The organism is Streptomyces sp. NPDC001717, from assembly GCF_042892775.1.
Lineage (GTDB): Bacteria > Actinomycetota > Actinomycetes > Streptomycetales > Streptomycetaceae > Streptomyces.
This window is the reverse complement of record NZ_JBIAUK010000016.1, coordinates 24,474-45,481: the sequence shown is the minus strand read 5'-3', so window position 1 is coordinate 45,481 and position 21,008 is coordinate 24,474. Positions and strand designations below refer to the sequence as shown.

17 protein-coding genes and 1 tRNA gene are annotated in these 21,008 nt (G+C 70.6%); 8 read left to right on the top strand and 10 right to left on the bottom strand.

Annotation, left to right across the window (positions count from 1 at the left end; all coding sequences use genetic code 11):
- Window positions 1-3: 3 nt before the first annotated feature.
- The 5 genes from ACFYZL_RS24315 (at window position 4) to pth (ending at window position 4,218) form a co-directional block, all read left to right on the top strand.
- A tRNA-Gln gene (locus ACFYZL_RS24315) sits at window positions 4-74 on the top strand.
- A 124-nt stretch (window positions 75-198) separates the two neighbouring features.
- The gene (gene glmU / locus ACFYZL_RS24310) at window positions 199-1,647 is read left to right on the top strand and encodes a bifunctional UDP-N-acetylglucosamine diphosphorylase/glucosamine-1-phosphate N-acetyltransferase GlmU (RefSeq protein WP_388681590.1); all 1,449 of its coding nucleotides are present in this window, start codon (window positions 199-201) and stop codon (window positions 1,645-1,647) included.
- A 134-nt stretch (window positions 1,648-1,781) separates the two neighbouring features.
- On the top strand, window positions 1,782-2,759 hold the full coding sequence (locus ACFYZL_RS24305) for a ribose-phosphate diphosphokinase (protein ID WP_376659817.1): 978 nt from the start codon (window positions 1,782-1,784) through the stop codon (window positions 2,757-2,759).
- Between the two features lie 178 nt (window positions 2,760-2,937).
- On the top strand, window positions 2,938-3,525 hold the full coding sequence (locus ACFYZL_RS24300; protein WP_384752088.1) for a 50S ribosomal protein L25/general stress protein Ctc: 588 nt from the start codon (window positions 2,938-2,940) through the stop codon (window positions 3,523-3,525).
- 99 nt (window positions 3,526-3,624) lie between these two features.
- Window positions 3,625-4,218 carry an aminoacyl-tRNA hydrolase gene (pth, locus tag ACFYZL_RS24295; protein ID WP_384752085.1) on the top strand — a complete coding sequence of 198 codons (594 nt, stop codon included), beginning with the start codon at window positions 3,625-3,627 and terminating at the stop codon, window positions 4,216-4,218.
- 76 nt (window positions 4,219-4,294) lie between these two features.
- Here pth and ppc read toward each other — a convergent pair whose 3' ends face one another.
- Window positions 4,295-7,042, bottom strand: a complete 2,748-nt coding sequence (gene ppc, locus ACFYZL_RS24290) for a phosphoenolpyruvate carboxylase (RefSeq protein ID WP_384752082.1) — start codon at window positions 7,040-7,042, stop codon at window positions 4,295-4,297.
- Window positions 7,043-7,382: 340 nt separating this feature from the next.
- Here ppc and ACFYZL_RS24285 point away from each other — a divergent pair, with 340 nt between their 5' ends.
- Window positions 7,383-8,363 carry an acyl-CoA desaturase gene (locus ACFYZL_RS24285; RefSeq protein ID WP_384752079.1) on the top strand — a complete coding sequence of 327 codons (981 nt, stop codon included), beginning with the start codon at window positions 7,383-7,385 and terminating at the stop codon, window positions 8,361-8,363.
- Window positions 8,360-9,034, top strand: coding sequence for a TetR family transcriptional regulator (locus tag ACFYZL_RS24280; protein ID WP_384591860.1), 675 nt, complete (start codon window positions 8,360-8,362; stop codon window positions 9,032-9,034). Before ACFYZL_RS24285 ends, ACFYZL_RS24280 begins: the two co-directional genes overlap by 4 nt.
- A gap of 85 nt (window positions 9,035-9,119) precedes the next feature.
- On the opposite strand, the gene ACFYZL_RS24275 is transcribed toward ACFYZL_RS24280, so the two are convergent.
- The gene (locus ACFYZL_RS24275; protein WP_384752076.1) at window positions 9,120-9,512 is read right to left on the bottom strand and encodes a glyoxalase; all 393 of its coding nucleotides are present in this window, start codon (window positions 9,510-9,512) and stop codon (window positions 9,120-9,122) included.
- A gap of 2 nt (window positions 9,513-9,514) precedes the next feature.
- Window positions 9,515-10,399, bottom strand: coding sequence for a trans-aconitate 2-methyltransferase (locus ACFYZL_RS24270; RefSeq protein WP_384752073.1), 885 nt, complete (start codon window positions 10,397-10,399; stop codon window positions 9,515-9,517).
- Between the two features lie 161 nt (window positions 10,400-10,560).
- On the opposite strand from ACFYZL_RS24270, the gene ACFYZL_RS24265 reads away from it, so the two are divergent.
- Entirely contained in the window at window positions 10,561-11,058 is a 498-nt protein-coding gene (locus ACFYZL_RS24265; RefSeq protein ID WP_388681576.1) for a MarR family winged helix-turn-helix transcriptional regulator, read from the top strand.
- Here the strand turns inward: ACFYZL_RS24265 and ACFYZL_RS24260 are convergent.
- From ACFYZL_RS24260 to ACFYZL_RS24230, 7 genes are all read right to left on the bottom strand, one after another.
- Window positions 11,017-11,817 (bottom strand): LuxR C-terminal-related transcriptional regulator, encoded by an 801-nt coding sequence (locus tag ACFYZL_RS24260; protein WP_388681573.1) that lies wholly within the window; start codon window positions 11,815-11,817, stop codon window positions 11,017-11,019. The two genes, ACFYZL_RS24265 and ACFYZL_RS24260, sit on opposite strands and share 42 nt — an antisense overlap.
- A gap of 468 nt (window positions 11,818-12,285) precedes the next feature.
- Entirely contained in the window at window positions 12,286-13,245 is a 960-nt protein-coding gene (galE, locus tag ACFYZL_RS24255; protein WP_384731579.1) for a UDP-glucose 4-epimerase GalE, read from the bottom strand.
- 100 nt (window positions 13,246-13,345) lie between these two features.
- Window positions 13,346-14,032 carry a response regulator transcription factor gene (locus ACFYZL_RS24250; protein WP_388681706.1) on the bottom strand — a complete coding sequence of 229 codons (687 nt, stop codon included), beginning with the start codon at window positions 14,030-14,032 and terminating at the stop codon, window positions 13,346-13,348.
- A gap of 132 nt (window positions 14,033-14,164) precedes the next feature.
- Window positions 14,165-15,808 (bottom strand): PQQ-binding-like beta-propeller repeat protein, encoded by a 1,644-nt coding sequence (locus tag ACFYZL_RS24245; RefSeq protein WP_384752063.1) that lies wholly within the window; start codon window positions 15,806-15,808, stop codon window positions 14,165-14,167.
- Window positions 15,809-16,007: 199 nt separating this feature from the next.
- Entirely contained in the window at window positions 16,008-17,675 is a 1,668-nt protein-coding gene (locus ACFYZL_RS24240) for a PQQ-binding-like beta-propeller repeat protein (RefSeq protein WP_388681569.1), read from the bottom strand.
- Between the two features lie 144 nt (window positions 17,676-17,819).
- Window positions 17,820-19,625 (bottom strand): ABC-F family ATP-binding cassette domain-containing protein, encoded by a 1,806-nt coding sequence (locus ACFYZL_RS24235; protein ID WP_388681566.1) that lies wholly within the window; start codon window positions 19,623-19,625, stop codon window positions 17,820-17,822.
- A 28-nt stretch (window positions 19,626-19,653) separates the two neighbouring features.
- Window positions 19,654-20,988, bottom strand: a complete 1,335-nt coding sequence (locus ACFYZL_RS24230) for an acyltransferase family protein (RefSeq protein ID WP_388681563.1) — start codon at window positions 20,986-20,988, stop codon at window positions 19,654-19,656.
- Between the last annotated feature and the right edge of the window lie 20 nt (window positions 20,989-21,008).

The following is a 21,008-nucleotide window of genomic DNA, read 5'->3' as shown; positions in this document are numbered from 1 at the left end:
CCATCCCGGATCGTCTAAAGGCAGGACAAATGGTTTTGGTCCATTGAATGAGGGTTCGAATCCTTCTCCGGGAGCTCGAGCAACCCAGTTGCTGACGTTCGGGTCCTGACCTCCACGGTCAGGACCCGCCCTCGTTTCCGGCCCATAACCCCCCGGTATCCTTCACGGGTCCACTCCCGAAAGCCGAAGGGCACACCCGTGAGCGCCAACCGCCCGGCAGCCGTCGTCGTACTCGCAGCGGGTGAAGGCACCCGCATGAAGTCCGCGACTCCCAAGGTTCTGCACGAGATCAGCGGGCGCTCGCTCGTCGGTCACGTCGTCGCCGCCTCCCGCGAGCTGGACCCCGAGCACCTCGTCGTGGTCGTCGGGCACGCCCGGGAGCAGGTCATCGCGCACCTCGCCGGCATCGACGCCGATGTCCGCACCGCCGTCCAGTACGAGCAGAACGGCACCGGGCACGCCGTCCGCATGGCCCTCGAAGAGCTCGGCGGCGCGCCGAACGGCACCGTGATCGTCGTCTGCGGCGACACCCCGCTCCTGACCGGCGAGACCCTGCGCCAGCTCGCGGCCACCCACACCGCCGACGGCAACGCCGTCACCGTGCTCACCGCCGAGGTGCCGGACTCCACCGGCTACGGCCGCATCGTCCGGGACTCGGAGAGCGGCGCCGTGAAGGCGATCGTCGAGCACAAGGACGCCACCGACGCCCAGCGCGCGATCCGGGAGATCAACTCCGGGGTCTTCGCCTTCGACGGGGCCCTGCTCGCCGACGCGCTCGGCAAGGTCCGCACGGACAACAGCCAGGGCGAGGAGTACCTCACCGACGTGCTCGGCATCCTGCGCGAGGCCGGCCACCGCGTCGGCGCGGCCGTGGGCGCCGACCACCGGCAGATCCTCGGGATCAACAACCGGGTGCAGCTCGCCGAGGCCCGGGCGCTCCTCAACGCGCGGCTGCTGGAGCAGGCGATGCTCGCGGGCGTGACGGTCGTCGACCCGGCGAGCACGTTCATCGACGTGACGGTGACTTTCGGCCAGGACGCGATCGTGCACCCGGGCACGCAGCTGCTCGGCACCACCCACATCGCCGAGGGCGCCGAGGTCGGCCCGAACAGCCGCCTCACGGACACGCAGGTGGGCGCCGGCGCCCGTGTGGACAACACGGTGTCCGACAGTGCGGTGATCGGCGCGCAGGCGACCGTGGGCCCCTTCGCGTACCTGCGTCCGGGCACGAACCTGGGCGTGAAGGCCAAGGCGGGCACGTACGTGGAGATGAAGAACGCGACGATCGGCGAGGGCACGAAGGTGCCGCACCTTTCGTACGTCGGGGACGCCACGATCGGCGAGTACACCAACATCGGCGCGGCGAGCGTCTTCGTGAACTACGACGGTGAGCACAAGCACCACACCACCGTCGGCTCGCACTGTAAGACGGGGTCGGACAACATGTTTGTGGCACCCGTCACCATCGGGGACGGTGCGTACACCGCTGCCGGGTCGGTGATCACGAAGGACGTGCCGGCCGGTGCACTGGCCGTGGCCCGGGGCCAGCAACGGAATATCGAGGGCTGGGTGGCTCGGAAGCGCCCGGGAAGCGCCTCGGCGACGGCGGCTCAGTCGGCGGTCCAGGTGGACTCCGACGCCCGTTGAGGTGAACTGACCGGAAACGGGTACGTTCAGGACGGCGTACCGTGATAGGTGCACCCAATTCGGCTGGCTCACCGTGTGCGGGACGGACGCACATGGGGGCGAGCAGCTTTCAACACGTCTGAGGAGACAGTGCTGTGACCGGGATCAAGACGACCGGCGAGAAGAAGCTGATGCTCTTCTCCGGCCGCGCCCACCCCGAGCTGGCCGAGGAGGTCGCGCACCAGCTCGGTGTCGGTCTCGTGCCGACCAAGGCTTTCGACTTCGCGAACGGCGAGATCTACGTCCGCTTCCAGGAGTCGGCGCGCGGCGCGGACTGCTTCCTGATCCAGAGCCACACGGCTCCGATCAACAAGTGGATCATGGAGCAGCTGATCATGATCGACGCGCTGAAGCGCGCGTCGGCCCGCTCCATCACGGTGATCGTGCCGTCCTACGGTTATGCCCGTCAGGACAAGAAGCACAAGGGTCGTGAGCCGATCTCGGCCCGTCTGGTCGCCGATCTGCTGAAGACCGCGGGTGCCGACCGCATCCTGACGGTCGACCTGCACACGGACCAGATCCAGGGCTTCTTCGACGGCCCGGTGGACCACCTTTCGGCCCTGAACGTCCTCGCGGACTACGTGGGCGCGAAGGTGGACCGTTCGAAGCTGACGATCGTCTCTCCGGACGCCGGTCGTGTGCGTGTGGCCGACCGTTGGTGCGACCGTCTGGACGCGCCCCTCGCCATCGTGCACAAGCGTCGTGACAAGGACGTCGCCAACCAGGTGACCGTCCACGAGGTCGTCGGTGAGGTCAAGGGTCGCGTCTGCGTCCTGGTCGACGACATGATCGACACGGGTGGCACGATCTGCGCCGCTGCCGACGCGCTGTTCGCGCACGGTGCGGAGGACGTGATCGTGACGGCGACGCACGGCATCCTGTCGGGTCCGGCCGCCGACCGTCTGAAGAACTCGAAGGTCAGCGAGTTCGTGTTCACGAACACCCTGCCGGACCCGTCCGACCTGGAGCTCGACAAGATCACGGTGCTGTCGATCGCGCCGATGATCGCGCGTGCGGTGCGTGAGGTCTTCGAGGACGGTTCGGTCACGAGCCTCTTCGAAGAGGACCACTGACACCCTCTGAATGATCCTTTTGAAGTGCGGCCTTCCCGCCGGGTAGACTCCTGAAGTTGCTCGGCGAGGGAGGCCGCACTTTTGTGTGCGGGCACTCCGTTATCGACGCGCTCTTCGTAGCAGGCCGTTTCGGCCGGGTGACTCTGTCCTTCTTTCCGTCACCCCACGAGGAGTGAGCATGTCCGAGATCAAGCTTTCCGCCACCCTGCGCGACACCTTCGGCAAGGGCTCGGCCCGCCAGGCCCGTCGTGACGCCCTGACCCCGGGTGTCATCTACGGTCACGGCACCGCCCCGAAGCACGTCAACGTCGAGGCCCACGGCCTGATGATGGCGCTGAAGACCCCGAACGCGCTGCTCTCCCTGGACATCGCGGGCGACGGCACCGAGCTGGTCCTCCCGAAGGCGATCCAGCGTCACCCGCTGAAGCGCACGATCTCCCACGTCGACTTCCTGATCGTCAAGAAGGGCGAGAAGGTCACCGTCGAGGTTCCGGTCGTGACCGAGGGCGAGCTGGCCGCCGGTGGCAACCTGCTGGAGACCCTGCTGGCGACCATCTCCGTCGAGGCCGAGGCCACCCACCTGCCGACCGAGATCACCGTCTCGATCGAGGGCCTGGAGGCCGGTGCCACGGTGCACGCCTCCGACCTGAAGCTGCCGGCCGGCACCACCCTGGCCGTCGACGGTGAGACCGCCGTTCTGCAGGTCGTCGCCCCGCAGGCCGAGGAGCCGGCCGCCGAGGCCGAGGCCGAGGGCACCGAGGCCTGAGCCTCGCCCCACCTTCTCAGCAGTTGCTGACCGACCGCCGTCCGGCTCCACTGGAGCGGGACGGCGGTCGTCTTCGTATGAGGGATTGAGGAGTTTTTGATGTCGGACGACGCGGCGACTCCCTGGCTGGTGGTGGGCCTGGGGAACCCGGGTGGCGAGTACGCGGGGAACCGGCACAACATCGGTTTCATGGTCGCGGACCTGCTGGCGGAGCGGATCGGCGGCAAGTTCAAGGCGCACAAGGCGCGTGCGCAGGTGCTGGAGGGGCGTATCGGGCCTCCGGGGCCCGCGAACCGTCGTGTGGTGTTGGCGAAGCCGATGTCCTTCATGAACCTGTCGGGTGGTCCGGTGACGGCGCTGCGCGATTTCTACAAGGTGCCGTTGGAGCGGGTCGTCGCGGTCCATGACGAGTTGGACATCGACTATCCGACGTTGCGTCTGAAGCTGGGCGGCGGGGACAACGGGCACAACGGTCTGAAGTCGATGACGAAGTCGATGGGTGCGGACTACCACCGGGTGCGTTGCGGGATCGGTCGGCCGCCGGGTCGGATGCAGGTCGCGGATTTCGTGCTGAAGGACTTCTCGTCGACGGAGCGCAAGGATCTGGACTGGTTCGTGGACCGGGCGGCGGATGCGGTGGAGTGTCTGATCGCGGAGGGTCTGGAGCGCGCCCAGTCGGCGTACAACTCGTAGGTCTTTTCATGGGGAAGCCCCCGCACCGTGGGTCGGTGCGGGGGCTTTCCGTGTGTCCGCGGGTTCGTCGGTCGGGTCAGCCGGTGTTGCGCAGGCCGGCGGCGACGCCGTTGACGGTGAGCAGCAGGGCGCGGGCGAGGAGCGGGTCGGGCTCTTCGCCGCGGGCGGCTGCGGCGCGCTGGCGGGCCAGGAGGGAGACCTGGAGGTAGGAGATGGGGTCGAGGTAGGCGTCGCGTACGGCGAAGGTCTGCTGGAGGACGGGCTGGGAGGCGAGGAGTTCGTCGCCTCCGGTGATGCGCAGGACTTCGGCGACGGTGAGGGCGTGTTCGGCTTCGATGCGGTCGAAGACGTGCTTGAGCTCGTCGGGTACGAGGGTGTCGACGTAGTGGCGGGCGATCCGCAGGTCCGTCTTGGCCAGTGTCATTTCGACGTTGGAGAGGAAGTTGCGGAAGAAGTGCCAGCGCTCGCCCATTTCGGTGAGGACGTCTTCGTGGCCGGCTTCGCGCAGGGCCTTGAGGCCTGAGCCGACTCCGTACCAGCCGGGGACGATCTGGCGGGACTGGGTCCAGCCGAAGACCCAGGGGATGGCGCGCAGGCCGTCGAGGCCGGCGCCGGAGTCGGGGCGGCGGGAGGGGCGGGAGCCGAGGTGGAGGTCGGCGAGTTGGTCGACGGGGGTGGCGGCGAAGAAGTAGGAGGGGAGGTCGGGGTCCTCGACGAGTGCGCGGTAGGCGCCGTGGGCGGCCTCGGAGACGATGTCCATGGCCGTGTCCCAGCGGGTGAGTGCGTCGGGGGACTGGCGGGGTGCGGTGTGCAGGGCGGAGGCCTGGAGGGTGGCCGCGACGGTCAGCTCCAGGTTTTCGCGGGCCAGGGAGGGGACGAGGTACTTGTCGGAGATGACCTCGCCCTGTTCGGTGACCTTGATCTCGCCTTCGAGGGTGCCCCAGGGCTGGGCGAGGATGGCGTCGTGGGAGGGGCCGCCGCCGCGGCCGACGGTGCCGCCGCGGCCGTGGAAGAGGCGCAGGCGGACGCCGTAGCGGTGGGCCACGTCGCGCAGGCGGCGCTGGGCGCGGTGGATTTCCCACTGGCTGGTGGTGATGCCGCCGAACTTGGAGGAGTCGGAGTAGCCGAGCATGACCTCCTGGACGTCTCCGCGGAGGGAGACGAGGCGGCGGTAGGAGGGGTCGGCGAGCATGTCGCCGAGGATGACGTCGGCGGCGCGGAGCTCGTCGGTGGTTTCGAGGAGCGGCACGATGCCGATCTTGGCCCAGCCGGCGTGGAGGTCGATGAGGCCGGCTTCGCGGGCGAGGACGGCGGCGGCGAAGACGTCGTCGGCGCCCTGGCACATCGAGATGATGTAGGACTCGATGACTTCGGGGCCGAACTTCTCGAAGGCGTCCTTGATGGCGAAGAAGACGCCGAGGGTCTTGTGTCCGGCGGGGTCGAGGGGGGCCGGGGTGGGGGCGAGGGGGCGGCGGGAGCGGAGTTCCTTGGCGAGGAGCTTCTGCCGGTAGTCGCGGGGCATGTCGGCGTAGCGCCAGGATTCCTCGCCGAGGCGGTCGAAGAGCTGGCCGAGTGCGTGGTGGTGGGCGTCGGCGTGTTCGCGGACGTCCATGGTGGCGAGCTGGAGGCCGAAGGCGGCCAGGGTGCGGATGGTGCGGTCCATGCGGCCGTCGGCGAGGAGTCCGCCGCGGTGTTCGCGCAGGCTGGTCTGGATGAGGGTGAGGTCGGTGAGGAGTTCGGCGGTGCCGAGGTAGTCGCGGCCTTCCTCGTGGGGGGTGCCCTTGGCGAGGCGTTCGCGGGTGTTGAGGAGCTTTTGGCGGACGCAGGTGGCCTTGAGGCGGTAGGGCTCTTCGGCGTTGAGTCGCTTGTAGCGGGGGCTGATCTCGGGGAGGCGTTCGAGGTCGGCCTGGAGGGAGGCGAGGAGTTCCTCGGTGGCTCCGGCGTAGCGGATCGAGTTGGACAGGAGCGAGCGCAGGAAGTCGATGAGTTCGAGGGCGTCGCTGATGCCGTGTTCGTGCTGGAGGATCAGGATGTCGCGGGTGACGTCGGGGGTGACGTTGGGGTTGCCGTCGCGGTCGCCGCCGATCCAGGTGCCGAAGGTGAGGGGGCGGGTGCCTGCGGGGAGTTCGACGCCGACGCGCTGGAGTTCGGCGGCGAGGTCTTCGAGGACGTCGCCGACGGCTCCGGCGTGGAGTTCGTCGAGGTAGTAGATGGCGTTGCGGGCCTCGTCGGAGGGTTCGGGGCGGACGACGCGGAGTTCGTCGGTCTGCCAGACGAGGTCGATGTTCTCGGCGAGGCGCAGGTCGTGGCGGCGGCGGTCGCCGGCGCCGGTGACGGGCTCTTCGAGGAGGGCGGCGATGCGGCGGAGCTTGCCGAGGACGCTGCGGCGGGCGGCTTCGGTGGGGTGTGCGGTGAAGACGGGTCGGACGTTGAGGTTCTTGACCGTTTCGCGCAGGTGCTCGGGGTCGGCGTCCTTGAGCATGTCGGCGGTGCGGGCGAGGAGGCCGCCCTCGGCGGCGCGGTGGGCGCGCAGTTCCTTGCCTCGGTGTACCTGTTCGGTGACGTTGGCGAGGTGGAAGTAGGTGGAGAAGGCGCGCACGAGCTTGGCGGCGGTCTCCAGGTCGGTGTCGCCGAGGAGGGCGGCGGCGGCTTCGCCGTCGGTTCGGGTGAGTGCGCGTACGCGTTCGACGAGGTCGAGGAGGTCTTGGCCCTCCTGGCGTACGAGGGTTTCCCCGAGGAGGTCGCCGAGGCGGCGGATGTCCGCGCGCAGCTCTGCGTTCGCGGCGTCCGTGGTGTGGGCGGGGGCCTGGTCAGCACTGCTCACAGGTGCGGCTCCTTGCAGTGTTTCGAGCGCTACTGGGCGGTGGGCTCCCGACCGCGCGCAGCGCTGCTGCTTCCTGATGCGCAGCTCGGGCTGCCCGTGCGGACCGCGCTGTCCGCCGGGGACAGGATAGGTGTCCTGTGGTTGTGCCTGGGCGAATGTCTCACCAGACGGCAAGTGGGGGGGCCGTGCGGGGGGTGTCCTGGTGGTGGGGGTGGTGTGCTCTCGCGCGCCTCGGGCGCGCGCCTGTTGCCTGGTGGCCTGCCTGCGCCATACTTACGTTGCCGTAGGTTACGGGTCCGTAACCTCGGCCCTGCCGGCTTCTCACCCTCAGGGGACCTCCATGACCACCAGTCCCGATCTGATCGAGGACGTGTCCGCGCCCTCCGACGGGTCTGTGCCGTCCGCGACTCTCGGCGGCGAGAACAAGCGGTCCATCGAGCAGATCGCGCTCCTTCTGTTCATCACGGTTCCCTTCGTGGCGGTGTTGGCCGCGGTGCCGCTGGCCTGGGGCTGGGGGGTGAGCTGGTTGGATCTCGGCCTGATGGTCTTCATGTATTTCGTGGCGTGTCACGGGATCACGGTCGGTTTCCACCGGTACTTCACGCACGGTTCCTTCAAGGCGAAGCGGCCGTTGCGGATCGCGCTCGCGGTGATGGGGTCGCTGGCGGTGGAGGGTCCGCTGGTGCGGTGGGTGGCCGATCACCGCAAGCACCACAAGTATTCGGATCACGAGGGCGACCCGCATTCGCCGTGGCGGTTCGGGGAGACGGTGCCGGCGTTGATGAAGGGCCTGTGGTGGGCGCACATCGGCTGGCTCTTCGACGAGGAGCAGACGGATCAGCAGAAGTACGCGCCCGATCTGATCAAGGATCCGGCGATCCGGCGGATCTCGCGCGACTTCATCTTCTGGACGATGTTCTCGTTGGCGATCCCGCCTCTGGTGGGGGGTCTGGTGACGATGTCGTGGTGGGGTGCGTTCACGGCGTTCTTCTGGGGTTCGCTGGTGCGGGTGGCGTTGTTGCACCACGTGACGTGGTCGATCAATTCGATCTGTCATGCGGTGGGCAAGCGTCCGTTCAAGTCGCGTGACCGTTCGGGCAACGTGTGGTGGCTCGCGGTGTTGTCGTGTGGTGAGTCGTGGCACAACCTGCACCACGCGGATCCGACGTCGGCCCGTCACGGTGTGTTGCGCGGGCAGGTCGATTCCAGTGCCCGGCTGATCCGCTGGTTCGAGCAGCTGGGGTGGGCCACGGACGTGCGCTGGCCGTCGGAGTCGCGCATCGATGCCCGACGCAGGGAAACCGCGTCGAAAGCGGCATGATGGGGGACGTGGCGATCGACGGCGGTACTTCCAGCAGTGACAAGCCCAGGCGAGGACGCCGGGTGCGGATGACGGGCGCCGAGCGGCGCCAGCAGCTGTTGGACATCGGCCGGGCGCTTTTCGCGGAGAAGGGCTTCGAGGGCACGTCGGTGGAGGAGATCGCGGCGAAGGCCGGGGTGTCCAAGCCGGTGGTGTACGAGCACTTCGGCGGCAAGGAGGGTCTGTACGCGGTCGTCGTGGACCGGGAGATGCGCCAGCTGTTGGACGGGGTGACGGGCGCGCTGACGGCCGGGCATCCGCGGGAGCTGTTGGAGCAGGCGGCGTTCGCGCTGCTGGACTACATCGAGTCCTATACGGACGGTTTCCGGATCCTGGTCCGTGATTCGCCGGTCGCGCAGTCGACGGGCACGTTCGCGTCGCTGATCAGTGACATCGCCACGCAGGTGGAGGACATCTTGGGTCTGGAGTTCAAGGCCCGGGGCTTCGATCCGAAGCTGGCGCCGCTGTACGCGCAGGCGCTGGTGGGGATGGTGGCGTTGACGGGGCAGTGGTGGCTGGACGTGCGCAGGCCGAAGAAGGCGGAGGTCGCGGCGCACCTGGTGAACCTGGCGTGGCACGGGCTGGACGGTCTGGAGTCGAAGCCGCAGCTGGTGGGCCGCCGCAAGAACTGAGCGGGTCGTGCGTGGGCACGCGACGGCGCCCCGTCACCGGTGGTCCGGTGGCGGGGCGCCGTCGCGTGGTGCGGGTGGGCCGTTGTCAGGCGCAGGGTTCCAGGGTGTGCGGGTCGAGGGCGTGGGGTTCGAGGAATTCGAGCCGGTTGCCGACCGGGTCCTCGGAGTAGAAGCGGCGGTGGCCGGGCAGGTTGTCGTCCCAGACGACCTTGGCCCCCCGCTGCTCCAGTCTGCTCGCGTACTCGACGATGCCGGTCACGCGCAGTCCGGGATGGGCCTTGCGGGCGGGCTTGAAGTCGTCCTCGACGCCGAGGTGGAGCTGTACGGGTCCGGCGGTGAACCAGCAGCCTCCTCGTGCGGCGAGGACGGGCGGTTTGGGGATCTCGGTCATGCCCAGGACGTGGATGTAGTACGCGCGGAGCAGGTCCTCGGATCCGGGGGGCGCGGCGAGTTGTACGTGGTCGACGGCGGTGAGCACGGTCAGGCCTCCTTGCGGGCTACGGCGAAGATGCGGCGGAAGGGGAACACGGTGCCGCGCGGTCCGGGGGGGTAGGCCTCGCGCAGCCGGTCGCGGTATTCGGCGAGGAAGGCGTGGACGGCGTCCTCGTCGTCGCCGAGGGCGGTGAGGACGGGCCGCAGGGCGGTGCCCTTGACCCAGTCGAGGACGGGGTCGGGGCCTTGGAGGAGCTGGTGGTAGGTGGTCTCCCAGACGTCGACGGCGCAGCCCAGTTCGGTGAGGCGGGCGAGGTATTCGGCGGGTTCGAGGAGGTGGACGTAGCGGGCGCCGTGGCCGGCGAGCCGGGCGCGCCAGCGGGGGGTGTCGCAGAGTTCGGCGAGCAGGGCGTGGCTGGGGGCGGTGAAGTTGCCGGGGATCTGGAAGGCGAAGGTGCCGCCGGGGCGCAGTCCGTTGATCCAGGCGCCGAAGGAGCCGGGGTGGCTGGGGACCCATTGGAGGGCGGCGTTGGAGACGATCAGGTCGTAGGGCCGGTCGGGCAGCCAGGAGGCGAGGTCGGCGTGCTGGAAGTCGAGGCTGCCTCCGCCGGGGGTGGGGCCCGCGTGTTCCTGTTCGGCGCGGTGGAGCATTTCCGGGGAGAGGTCGAAGCCGGTGATCCGGGCGTCGGGCCATCGGTCGGCGAGGAGGGTGGTGACGTTGCCGGGGCCGCAGCCGAGGTCGGCGATGCGGGCGGCGGGGGTCCCCCCGGACGGAGTCCGGGGGCGGGTGGGGAGTTCGGGTATGCGGGCCAGGAGGTCGAGGAAGGGCCTGGTGCGGTGTCCGGAGTGGCGGAGGTATTGCTGGGGGTCCCAGGTGGGTGCGGTCGGCGCGGTGGACGTGGGGGTGCCGGCGCGCGCGGTATCGGAATACATGTTCGAGCCTCCCTGCTGGCGGGGCGGGCGGAAGCGGAATCCGTTCCGGGACGCTCCATGCCCCACCCTCGCGGCAATTATATCTCGACGTCAAGATAGTTGTGATCGAGAGGCTTGACGTGAAGAGACTTCATGTCGACAGACCCCTTACACTGATCGGCATGGAGGACGAGGTCGACCGACTGGTAGCGGCATGGCGCCGGGAGCGCCCTGACCTCGACGTGGAACCGCTTGAGGTGCTGAGCCGCGTGAGCAGGCTCGCGCGCCACCTCGACCGCGCCCGCAGGCTGGCCTTCTCCGAGCACGGCCTGGAGCCCTGGGAGTTCGACGTACTGACTTCCCTGCGCCGCGCCGGAGCGCCCTACCAGCTCTCCCCCGGCCAGCTCCTGACGCAGACGCTCGTCACCTCCGGCACCATGACCAACCGCATCGACCGGCTCGCCAAGAAGGGCCTCGTCGAACGGCTCCCGGACCCCAGCGACCGCCGGGGGGTCCTCGTGCGGCTCACCCCCGAGGGCCGCGACCGCGCCGACCAGGCCCTCGCCGGGCTGCTGGCCCAGGAGCGGGCGATCCTCGCCCAGCTCTCCCGGCACCAGCGCGCGGACCTCGCCGGGCTGCTACGCCAGCTGACCGCTCCGTTCGACAACATCCCCGGCTAGCCCCAGATCGGCCGGCCGTACGCCCGCCCGGCGGGCCAGGGCCACCGCCGCCAGCGTGGAGTGCACGCCCAGCTTGCCCAGCACGTTCTGCATGTGCGTGCGGACCGTGTGCGGGGACAGGAACAGCCGCGCCGCCACGTCCTTGCGGCCCAGCCCGGCCACCATGCAGCGCAGCACCTCGTGCTCGCGCGGGGTCAGCGACTCGACCAGCCGCTCGCTGTCCGAACGGTGCTTGCGGGCGGCCGTCAGCTCGCGCAGCACCCCGGTGAGCAGCGCGGGCGGCAGATGGGTCTCCTCGCGCAGGACCCCGCGGATCACGGCCAGCAGCCGCGAGAGCGAGCAGTCCTTGGCCACCCAGCCCGAGGCCCCCGCCTGGAGCGCGTGCGCGGCCCGACGCGGTTCGTCGCGCTCGGCGAGGACGACGGTGCGCACGCCGGGGTGGGCGCCCCGTACCGTCGCGACCAGCGCGATCCCGTCCGCACCCGGCGGCGCGGCCCCGGAACCGGGCTCCCGCTGGACGGGCACGCCCCCGGAGGGGCCGGAGGCGCCCGGAGACCCGGCAGCGGCGGCCAGATCGGCGTCGACGAGCAGGACGTCGAAGCGGCGGCCCTCGGCCACCGCGCGTTCGAGGCAGCGCAGGGCGGCCGGACCGCTGCCGGCCGCGGACACGTCCACGTCCGGCTCGGCCGCGAGCGCGGCTGCGAGCGATTCGGCGAAGATTCGGTGATCGTCGACGACGAGAACCCGGATACGAGCCACAAAACCCCCAAGGGTAGGGGAACGGACGACGGCGGGTACGGCGCCCGGACCGGGTGATCCGCAGCTGCCCGGCCGCCGCCGAGACATCTCTGCACTACCCCGGACCGGACGTCGTACCCGACGTGTCTCGACCCCTGAATCAACACCGGCCCCCACCGGTGTCACGCATCAGCGTAGGGCCGGGGGCGACACGCGGTTGGCCGAATAGCAGAAGTTTTCCCTGTGATTTTCCTGTGGGGACGGTCCGAACGGGCTTTGTGGTGGCTTGAATTCGACTTCACCGAAGGTCCGGATGGCGGTATCCGCACCGGCGTGTGCCACGGGCAGTTGCACGGGGTCCATTTCACCCGGCGTGTGCACGCTGGGCGCCCGCGCGAAGCGCCCGTCCACGGCGCGTCGCGGACATGCACGCGCCCCCCGCACCGGAGGGTGCGGGGGGCGCGTGGGAAAGCCGATGAGCAGGGTGGTTCAGGAGGCGTCCCTGCGCGCGAAGTTCCACGCGTCCGTGATGATGCCGGTGAGGTCCGGGCGGCTCGGGGTCCAGCCCAGGCGCTCGTGGGCGGTGCGCGCGGAGGCCACCAGCTTCGCCGGATCGCCGGCCCGGCGCGCGGCGACGACCTCGGGGATCTCGTGGCCGGTCACCTTGCGGACGGTCTCGACGACCTCGCGCACCGAGAACCCGCTGCCGTTGCCCAGGTTGCAGATCAGGTGCTCGCCGGCGGTGGCGTTCTCCAGCGCGGCCAGGTGGGCCTCCGCCAGGTCCGCGACGTGGATGTAGTCGCGGACGCAGGTGCCGTCCGGCGTCGGGTAGTCCTCGCCGTACACCGAGATCGCCTCGCGCTCGCCCAGCGCGACCTGGAGCACCAGCGGGATCAGGTGGGTCTCGGGGCTGTGCCGCTCGCCGAACTCCTTGTAGGCGCCGGCCACGTTGAAGTAGCGCAGGGACACCGCGGCCAGGCCGTGCGCCACGCACTCGCCGGCGATCATGTGGTCGACGGCCAGCTTCGAGGCGCCGTACGGGTTGGTCGGCGCGGTGACCGAGGCCTCGGTCAGCAGGCCCTCCGTCGGCTCACCGTAGGTGGCGGCGGTGGAGGAGAACACCAGCTTGCCGATGCCCGCCTCGCGCATCGCGGCCAGCAGGGCCATGGTGCCGCCGACGTTGTTCTGCCAGTACTTGCCCGGGTTCACCACGGACTCGCCGACCTGCGAGGAGGCCGCGAAGTGCAGGACGCCGTCGAAGGAGGCGTCCACGTACCGCGCGGCGTCCTGGATCCGGCCCTCGATGAAGGAGGCGCCCGCCGGGATGCCTTCGCGGAAACCGGTGCTGAGGTCGTCGAGGACGGTCACCTCGTGGCCGGCCTCCAGCAGGTGCGCTGCGACCACGCTGCCGACGTATCCGGCGCCACCCGTTACAAGGTACTTGCTCACTCGACTACTGCCTCTCCCAGAAGAACGCGCACAGGGGTACGCGCGTGCTAGGAGACTGGCTTACCGGATGAGGCGGCTCCGGGGAAATCCGGGGCCCCGATCAGGCCTCCCCGGCACCCCGCGGCGGGGCCGCCCGGTCCAGCAGGCCGGTACGGGCGGCCAGCGCGGCCGCCTCCAGCCGCGAGCCCACGCCCAGCTTCATCAGGACCCGCTGCACGTGCGTACGGGCGGTGCTCGGGGCGATGGCCATGCCCGCCGCGATCAGCCGGGTGTCCTCCCCCTCCGCGACCCGCACCAGCACCTCCACCTCGCGCGGGGTCAGCAGCCGCAGCAGCCTGCTGCCCTCGTCGTCGGGCTGGGCGGCGGGGTTCAGGAGCTCCGCGAACGCCCCCTGGAGCAGCCCGGGCGCGATGGCCGGCTCCCCCGCCCGCGCCTTGGCCAGGGCCCGCTCCACGCCCTCGATCCGCTCGTCCTGGCGCACGTAGCCCGAGGCGCCCGCGGCGAAGGCGGCGGCGATGCCGCGCGGGCTGGGCACCGGGCCCAGGACGACGACGGCGATCTGCGGGCGCTCCCGCTTGATCCGCACGACGGGTTCGAACACCCCGGGTTCGGCGGGCGTCGAGGTCCCCAGCAGGCAGACCTCGGGGGCCCGGCTGATGACCAGCTCGGCGGCACCCGCGGACGGCGCGGTGGCCGCCAACACCCGGTGGCCCCGCAGTTTCAGGGCAGAGGCGAGCGCCTCGGCCAGCAGCCGGTGGTCGTCGACCACCACGACCCGTACGCCCATTGAGGCACCCACCCCCGAATCATCTGACCCGGCAAGCTACACGCTTGTTCGACGGTCCGCCCCGGTATCGACGCAGAAGCCCCCGGAAGGACGGACCTTCCGGGGGCTTCCCGCCACGTGCGGGCGCGGGCGTCAGCTCGCGGTGAAGGAGATGAAGAGGTACTCCGGGTCCCGGTCCGAGATCGGCTTGCGGACCGACGTGCGGGAGATGAAGAGCTTCCCGTTGTGGTAGCGGTATTCGGAGTACTCGGGCGAGAAGGCGATCTCCGCCCGCTGGGTCGCCTTGTCCGCCGGGTTCTCCATGAGGAGGGTTTCCTTCATCGTCTTGCCGTCGATGCTGACGATCTGGCCGCCCTTGTCGTACGGGGGCTCCTTGTAGGCGATGACGTTCTGCCCGTCCATGCGCAGCGGCGTGAGCTGGTAGCGCTCGCCCGCGTCGGCGCGGTCGGAGGTCTGCTTGCCCGTCGACAGGTCGAAGGAGAGCAGCTCGTTGGTGCGGCTGATGCCCTCCTTGCCCTGGTGCTCGTCGGAGGGCAGGTAGAGCTTGCCGTTGCCGACGACCATGCCCGTGCACTTCTCGACGTCGGTGGCCGCGCACCTGCCGGCGAAGTTCCCGGAGGTGAGCGCGATGCGGGCCTTCAGCTCGCCCTTGTCGTCGACGACGAAGAGGTCGCTGACGCCGGTGGCGTTCTTCGCGGTCTTGCCGACGTCGGCGCCGACGATCAGCGGGTTGGTGGAGACGATGCTCGCGTAGTCGATGCCCGGGGACAGCTTGTAGGAGGACTTGGGCGCACCGGTGTTCGGGTCCAGGACCTGCGCGAACAGCGTGTAGTTGGGGCTCTGGCCGCACTTGCGGATGACGGCGAGGGCCTCGCCGCCGGCGTAGCCGGTGTCGCGGCACTGTTCGGCGTCGACCTTGGGGACCCACAGGGGCTTGCCGTCGGCGAGGCTCCAGGCGGCGCCGCCGGTGGAGATGTCGGCCGCGGCCACGGTGTTGCCGCTGATGGTGACCTCGCGCAGGTTCGCGGGACGGTCACCGCCGCTGGCGCTCTTGGCGTTGCCGGACCAGAGGAGCTTGCCCGCCTCCAGGTCGATGACGCCGACCTCGCTGCACGCCGGGTACTTGGTCTCGGCCGTCGGCTGGGTGGGCCGGAAGAGGATCGCCGACTTGTTCTGGCTGACGTGCTTGGTCGCTCCGCAGACCTCGCCCGGGAGCGGGATCTCCCACTTCTTGCCGCCGTCGACCAGGTTGTAGCCGACGACCTTGGACACGTCGGACTTCACGTAGGTGGAGTCGGTGATCCAGGAGCCGATGGTGCCGACCTGCTCGGCGGGCTGCGGGCTGGGCAGGTTGAAGAGCGTCTTCGCCTTCGGGTTGGAGGGCGCCTTCTCCGTGGCGCCGGCGCCGTCCTGGGGCTTGTCGTTGCCCGTGGAGGCGCTGGAGCCGCCGCCCGCGGTGGTCTGACCGCCGTCGTCGCCGCCGCCGGTGCCGGAGGCGTACCAGAGTCCGCCGCCGACGATGAGGACGACGGCCAGCAGGGCAGCGCCGACGATCATCAGCTGGTTGCGCTTGTCGTTGCCGCCGCCGGCCGGGGCGCCCGTCGCCGGGGGCTGGGGGGCGTACATGGGCGTGGTGGCGGGCCCGGGCTGCTGCTGCGGGTATCCGTAACCGGGTCCGGGCTGCGGGTAGCCGTACGCGGGCTGTCCGGGGGCCGGCGGCGCGGCGGGCGGCGCGGGCGGCGGCGGCACGGGCTGGGCCGCGGGCTGGGCCGGCATGGTCGCGGGCTGGGCCGGAGGCTGCTGCGCAGGCGCCGACGGCCCGGACGGCGGAGGCGGGGGGAACCCGCCGGGCGGGCCGAAGCCTCCCGGCGGGGGATCCTGCGGCGCTCCGAAGCCGCCGGACGGCGGCTGGCTGGGGGGCGGCGGGGTACTCATGCGTTGCTACTGCCTCTCGGTGGGTGGCTGTCGGACACGTTCACATTCCGAAGACCATGAGGAGCTTCTCTTCCTTGCCCTCGGCCTTGAGCCGGCCGGTGGAGATGAAGAACCGTCCGTCCGCCCAGTCGACCTTCGGGAGACGGAACGAGTGCTCGATCGGAGCGGCGGGGCCCGACGGGTTGCGCAGGAGCGCGGTGGGGGTGCCACCGGCGGCGGGGATCGAGAGGATCTCGCCGCCCTTGTCCTCCTCGGCCAGGCGGTAGAAGACCAGTTGTCCGTCCGCGGCCTTGAGGGGGGTGATGGTGCGCCCGTCCCCGGCCGGGGTGCGCCACTTGGCCTTTCCGGAGGCCAGGTCGAAGGCGACGATCTCGTTCGCCTTGCCGCCCGATTCCCTGGTGGCCAGGTACAGGGTGTTGTCGGCGACGGCGGAGGAATCGCACGTCGTCAGGGAGCGGAAGAGTCCGGTGTCGCCGCAGCCGACGGGGAAGTTGCCCTCGCCGGTGAGGGTGGCGGTCTGCTTGCCGTCGGGGCCGAGGACGACGATGGAGCGTTCCTTGCTCCCCTCGTTGCCGAGGTCGAGGACGACCGGGTCCACCGAGTGGATGCCGGTGACCTTGAACTTCGGGGGGAGCCGGAACGTCCAGCCCTTCGCGCCGGTGACCGGGTCGATGCCCTGGACCTCGACGGTGCTGTCCTCGTCCCGGCAGGTGGCGAGGGCGATCATCTTGCCGTTGCCCGACGTGTAGGAGTCGGCTCCGCAGCCTTCGGCCTGGTTGCCGGTGAACAGCTTGTCGCCGGTGCTGATCCTGAAGGCGCTGGCGTTGCCGCCGCGGTTGATGGCGACGGTGTCGCCGGTGATGTCGACCGTGGGGCTGGTGAAGAGGTCGAAGAGTCCTTCCTTGGGCACCTCCTTCGACCAGACCTCCTTGCCCGTCTTGAGGTCGACCACGCGCATCTGGGTGCAGGAGGCGGTGTCCGACTCGCCGTCCTTGTACATGACGACCGTCTTGCCGTCGGCGGTGGTCTGCTGGCTGGTGGCGCAGATCAGCGTGGGGAAGGGCAGTGTCCACTTCTCCTTGCCGTCGGCGGTCGACCAGGCGGTGAGGGACTTCCAGACGCCCTTGACGACGGTGTCGCCGACCACCCACTGGCCCGGGGACTCCACGCCCATGCCGGGGCCGTCGATCTTGACCGTCTTGAGCCAGAGGACCTTGCCCTCGCCCTGCTTGCGGCCGGAGTTGAGGTCGGCTTCCCCGCTGCCGTTGCCGCTGCCGTCGCCGTTGTCGACGGAGGCCGAGGCGGAGGCCTTGCCGTCGGCGGGCGACCCCTGCGCGACGGGCTTGTTCGGGTCGTCGTCCGCGCCGGCGAAGGCGATCCAGCCGACGCCTCCGACGAGCAGGAGCGCCGCCGCGGAGGCGGCGACGAGCACGGTGGGCTTCTTCTTCGACGGCGTTGCGGGCACGGTCGTGGGCATGCCGGGCAGGCCGGGGGGCGGCGGCGGGTAGCCGTACATCGGCTGCGTGGCGGGCTGTTGGGGCTGCTGGAACTGCTGCGGCCGAGGGGGCTGCTCGGGCGCGGGCTGCCGAGCGTACGGGTTGGCGCCCTGCGGCGGGAAGCCGTGCGCGGAGGGCTGTGGGGGGCCGGGCAGGTGACCGTAATCGGAAGGGGTCGGCGGCTGGGGCGGCGGCTGGGGCGGCTCGGTCATCAGCGCAACCTTCGGCTTCGGATGGTCGTGGGGGGATGACCTTTCTATCACTGCCCGCCTTCGCACAACGGGCCGCTCCGCCCCTGTTCCCAAGGGAGGACCGGCCCGTGACGCCGCCGTTATCGGGGCGGTTGCGCGCTGCGGCTACTGGGCCTCTTCGGCCAGTTCCAGCCAGCGCATCTCCAAATCGTCCCGCTCCGAGAGGAGTTCGCGCAGTTCCGCGTCGAGCTTGGCGACCTTGTCGTAGTCGGTGGAGTGCTCGGCGATCTGCGCGTGCAGGTTGCTCTCGCGGTCGGAGAGCTTGTTCAGCTGGCGCTCGATCTTCTGGAGTTCCTTCTTCGCCGCGCGGGAGTCACCGGACGAGGTGGACTTCGCGGCGGCAGCGGCGGGCGCGGGCGTCGGGGCGGCCGCCTCGATCATCCGCTGCCGGCGTTCGAGGTACTCGTCCAGGCCGCGCGGCAGCATCCGCAGGCTCGCGTCGCCGAGCAGGGCCATCACCGTGTCGGTGGTGCGCTCGATGAAGAACCGGTCGTGGGAGATGACGATCATCGAGCCGGGCCAGCCGTCGAGGAGGTCCTCCAGCTGGGTCAGGGTCTCGATGTCGAGGTCGTTGGTGGGCTCGTCGAGGAAGAGGACGTTCGGCTCGTCCATGAGCAGGCGCAGGATCTGCAGCCGGCGCCGCTCACCGCCGGAGAGGTCGCCGACGGGCGTCCACTGCTTCTCCTTGGTGAAGCCGAACTGCTCGCACAGCTGGCCCGCCGTCACCTCGCGGCCCTTGCCGAGGTCGACGCGGTCGCGGACGCGCTGGACGGCTTCGAGGACCCGCAGGGACGGGTCGAGTTCGCCGACCTCCTGGGAGAGGTAGGCGAGCCGGACGGTCTTGCCGACGGTGACCTGGCCGGCCGCGGGCTGGGACTCGCCCTGGGTGCGGGCGGCTTCGGCCAGGGCGCGCAGGAGGGAGGTCTTGCCGGCGCCGTTGACGCCGACGAGTCCGATGCGGTCGCCGGGGCCGAGGTGCCAGGTGAGGTGCTTGAGGAGGACCTTGGGGCCGGCGTGGACGCTGACGTCTTCGAGGTCGAAGACGGTCTTGCCGAGGCGGGCGTTGGCGAAGCGCATCAGCTCGGACTTGTCGCGCGGGGGCGGCACGTCGGCGATGAGCTCGTTGGCGGCCTCGATGCGGTAGCGCGGCTTGGAGGTGCGGGCGGGGGCGCCGCGGCGCAGCCAGGCCAGCTCCTTGCGCATCAGGTTCTGCCGCTTCTGCTCCTCGGTGGCGGCGATCCGCTCGCGCTCGGCGCGGGCGAAGACGTAGTCGCTGTAGCCGCCCTCGTACTCGTGGACGTCTCCGCGCTGGACGTCCCACATGCGGGTGCAGACCTGGTCGAGGAACCAGCGGTCGTGGGTGACGCAGACGAGGGCGGAGCGGCGGGTCTGGAGGTGGCCGGCCAGCCAGGAGATGCCCTCGACGTCGAGGTGGTTGGTGGGCTCGTCGAGGACGAGGAGGTCCTGGTCGGCGATGAGCAGCTTGGCGAGCGCGATGCGGCGGCGCTCGCCGCCGGAGAGCGGGCCGATGACGGTGTCGAGGCCCTGGCCGAAGCCGGGCAGGTCGAGCCCGCCGAAGAGGCCGGTCAGCACGTCGCGGATCTTGGCGTTGCCGGCCCATTCGTGGTCGGCCATGTCCCGGATGATCTCGTGGCGGATGGTGGCCGCGGGATCGAGGGAGTCGTGCTGGGTGAGGACGCCCATGCGCAGGCCGCCCGACTGGGTGACGCGCCCGGTGTCGGGCTCCTCCAGCTTGGCCAGCATGCGGATGAGGGTGGTCTTGCCGTCGCCGTTGCGGCCGACGACACCGATCCGGTCCCCCTCGGATACGCCGAGGGAGATGCCGTCGAGCAGGGTACGTGTGCCGTACACCTTGCTGACTGCCTCGACATTGACCAGATTGACGGCCATCAGACGCGCTCCAGGGAAGGGGTGTGGATCAGCCCCTCAGCCTAACGCGCCGGGCAGTGCCGGACCGTTCCACCAGGAGCCAGCCGCCCAGTGCCATCGCGATGGCGGCCGGGGCGGTGACGGGAACGGCGATCAGGGTGGCGCTGTGACCGTCGAGCAGGCCGCCGAGTCCGGTCATGGAGAGCCCCAGGATGCCGAGGAGGCACAGGGTGATGCCGGCGGCGGCGCGGGGCCCGCTGCCGGGGCCGGCGGCGGCCCCGGCGGCCTTCCCCGGCGGGGCCTCGAAGCGGCGGAAGCAGGCGACGAGCAGCGCGGTGAGGCCGGCGGCGAGCACGATCCTGACGGGCACCTGCGCCCACCAGGCGGCGGTGGCGGGCTCGGGCAGGGCGATGCCGACGGCGAGCTGGACTCCGTACACGGCGAGCATGGCGGTGAGGTGCCAGAGGAAGGCGGTCATGGCGATCCCGTTGGCGGCGACGACCCCGCGCCAGACCCGGGGGCGGGCGAGCCAGGCGGTGGCGGGCCTCGCCAGGAGCTGGACGGCGCCGACGAGCCACAGGCCGTGGCAGAGCAGGGCCAGGGTGGGCGGGGCCATGTTGGAGACCTTCTCGCCGGGCATCCCGACCATGGACAGCGGGTACGGGCCGTACGCCACCAGCAGCGCGGCCCCCGCGAGCCCGGCGGCGGCGAGGAGGGCGGGGCGGCGGATCCGGCCGTCGGCGCGGAGGAAGCCGAGCTGGTGGACGGCGAGCCAGACGAAGCCGAAGTTCAGGAACTCCACGTAGGGCACGCCGAGCGCGAAGCGCAGTACGTCGACGACGGCGGCCGCGCCGAACAGCCCGGCGAAGGCCGCCCAGCCGTGGCGCTCGTGCAGCTTCAGCAGCGGCGGGGTGAAGGCGACCATGGCGAGGTAGATCCCGATGAACCAGAGCGGCTGCGTGACCATCCGCAGCGCGGCCCCGCTCAGCCGCCCGTCGCCGGCTCCGGCGAGCTGCACGCCGAGGGCGAGGACGGCCCAGACGAGGACGAAGACGAGCGTGGGCCGCAGCAGTCGGCGCAGCCGGGCGCGCAGGAAGTCGGCGTAGACGGGTCGGCCGTCGCTCCGCCGCACCAGCGACCTGTAGGACAACGCGTGCGAGAACCCGCCGACGAAGAAGAACACCGGCATGACCTGGAGCACCCAGGTGAGCACCTGGAGCCGGGGCACGACGGCGAGGAGGTTCCCCATGCCGCCGGTGCCGACGGCGGCCATGAGCCAGTGCCCGCCGATGACGGTGCCGAGGGAGGCGACCCTCAGCAGATCCACGTACCGGTCCCGTCCGGCGGGGGTGGCCCCGGCGATGTCGCGTGCGCTGGCTGTCATGTCCCCACGGTCGCCCGCGG

Coding starts and splice junctions, on each gene's coding strand:
- ACFYZL_RS24300 (WP_384752088.1), top strand. CDS start 2,938: ATGTCCGAGATCAAGCTTTCCGCCACCCTGCGCGACACCTTCGGCAAG.
- pth (WP_384752085.1), top strand. CDS start 3,625: ATGTCGGACGACGCGGCGACTCCCTGGCTGGTGGTGGGCCTGGGGAAC.
- ACFYZL_RS24285 (WP_384752079.1), top strand. CDS start 7,383: ATGACCACCAGTCCCGATCTGATCGAGGACGTGTCCGCGCCCTCCGAC.
- ACFYZL_RS24280 (WP_384591860.1), top strand. CDS start 8,360: ATGATGGGGGACGTGGCGATCGACGGCGGTACTTCCAGCAGTGACAAG.
- ACFYZL_RS24270 (WP_384752073.1), bottom strand. CDS start 10,399: ATGTATTCCGATACCGCGCGCGCCGGCACCCCCACGTCCACCGCGCCG.
- ACFYZL_RS24265 (WP_388681576.1), top strand. CDS start 10,561: ATGGAGGACGAGGTCGACCGACTGGTAGCGGCATGGCGCCGGGAGCGC.
- ACFYZL_RS24250 (WP_388681706.1), bottom strand. CDS start 14,032: ATGGGCGTACGGGTCGTGGTGGTCGACGACCACCGGCTGCTGGCCGAG.
- ACFYZL_RS24245 (WP_384752063.1), bottom strand. CDS start 15,808: ATGCCGGCCCAGCCCGCGGCCCAGCCCGTGCCGCCGCCGCCCGCGCCG.
- ACFYZL_RS24240 (WP_388681569.1), bottom strand. CDS start 17,675: ATGACCGAGCCGCCCCAGCCGCCGCCCCAGCCGCCGACCCCTTCCGAT.
- ACFYZL_RS24235 (WP_388681566.1), bottom strand. CDS start 19,625: ATGGCCGTCAATCTGGTCAATGTCGAGGCAGTCAGCAAGGTGTACGGC.
- ACFYZL_RS24230 (WP_388681563.1), bottom strand. CDS start 20,988: ATGACAGCCAGCGCACGCGACATCGCCGGGGCCACCCCCGCCGGACGG.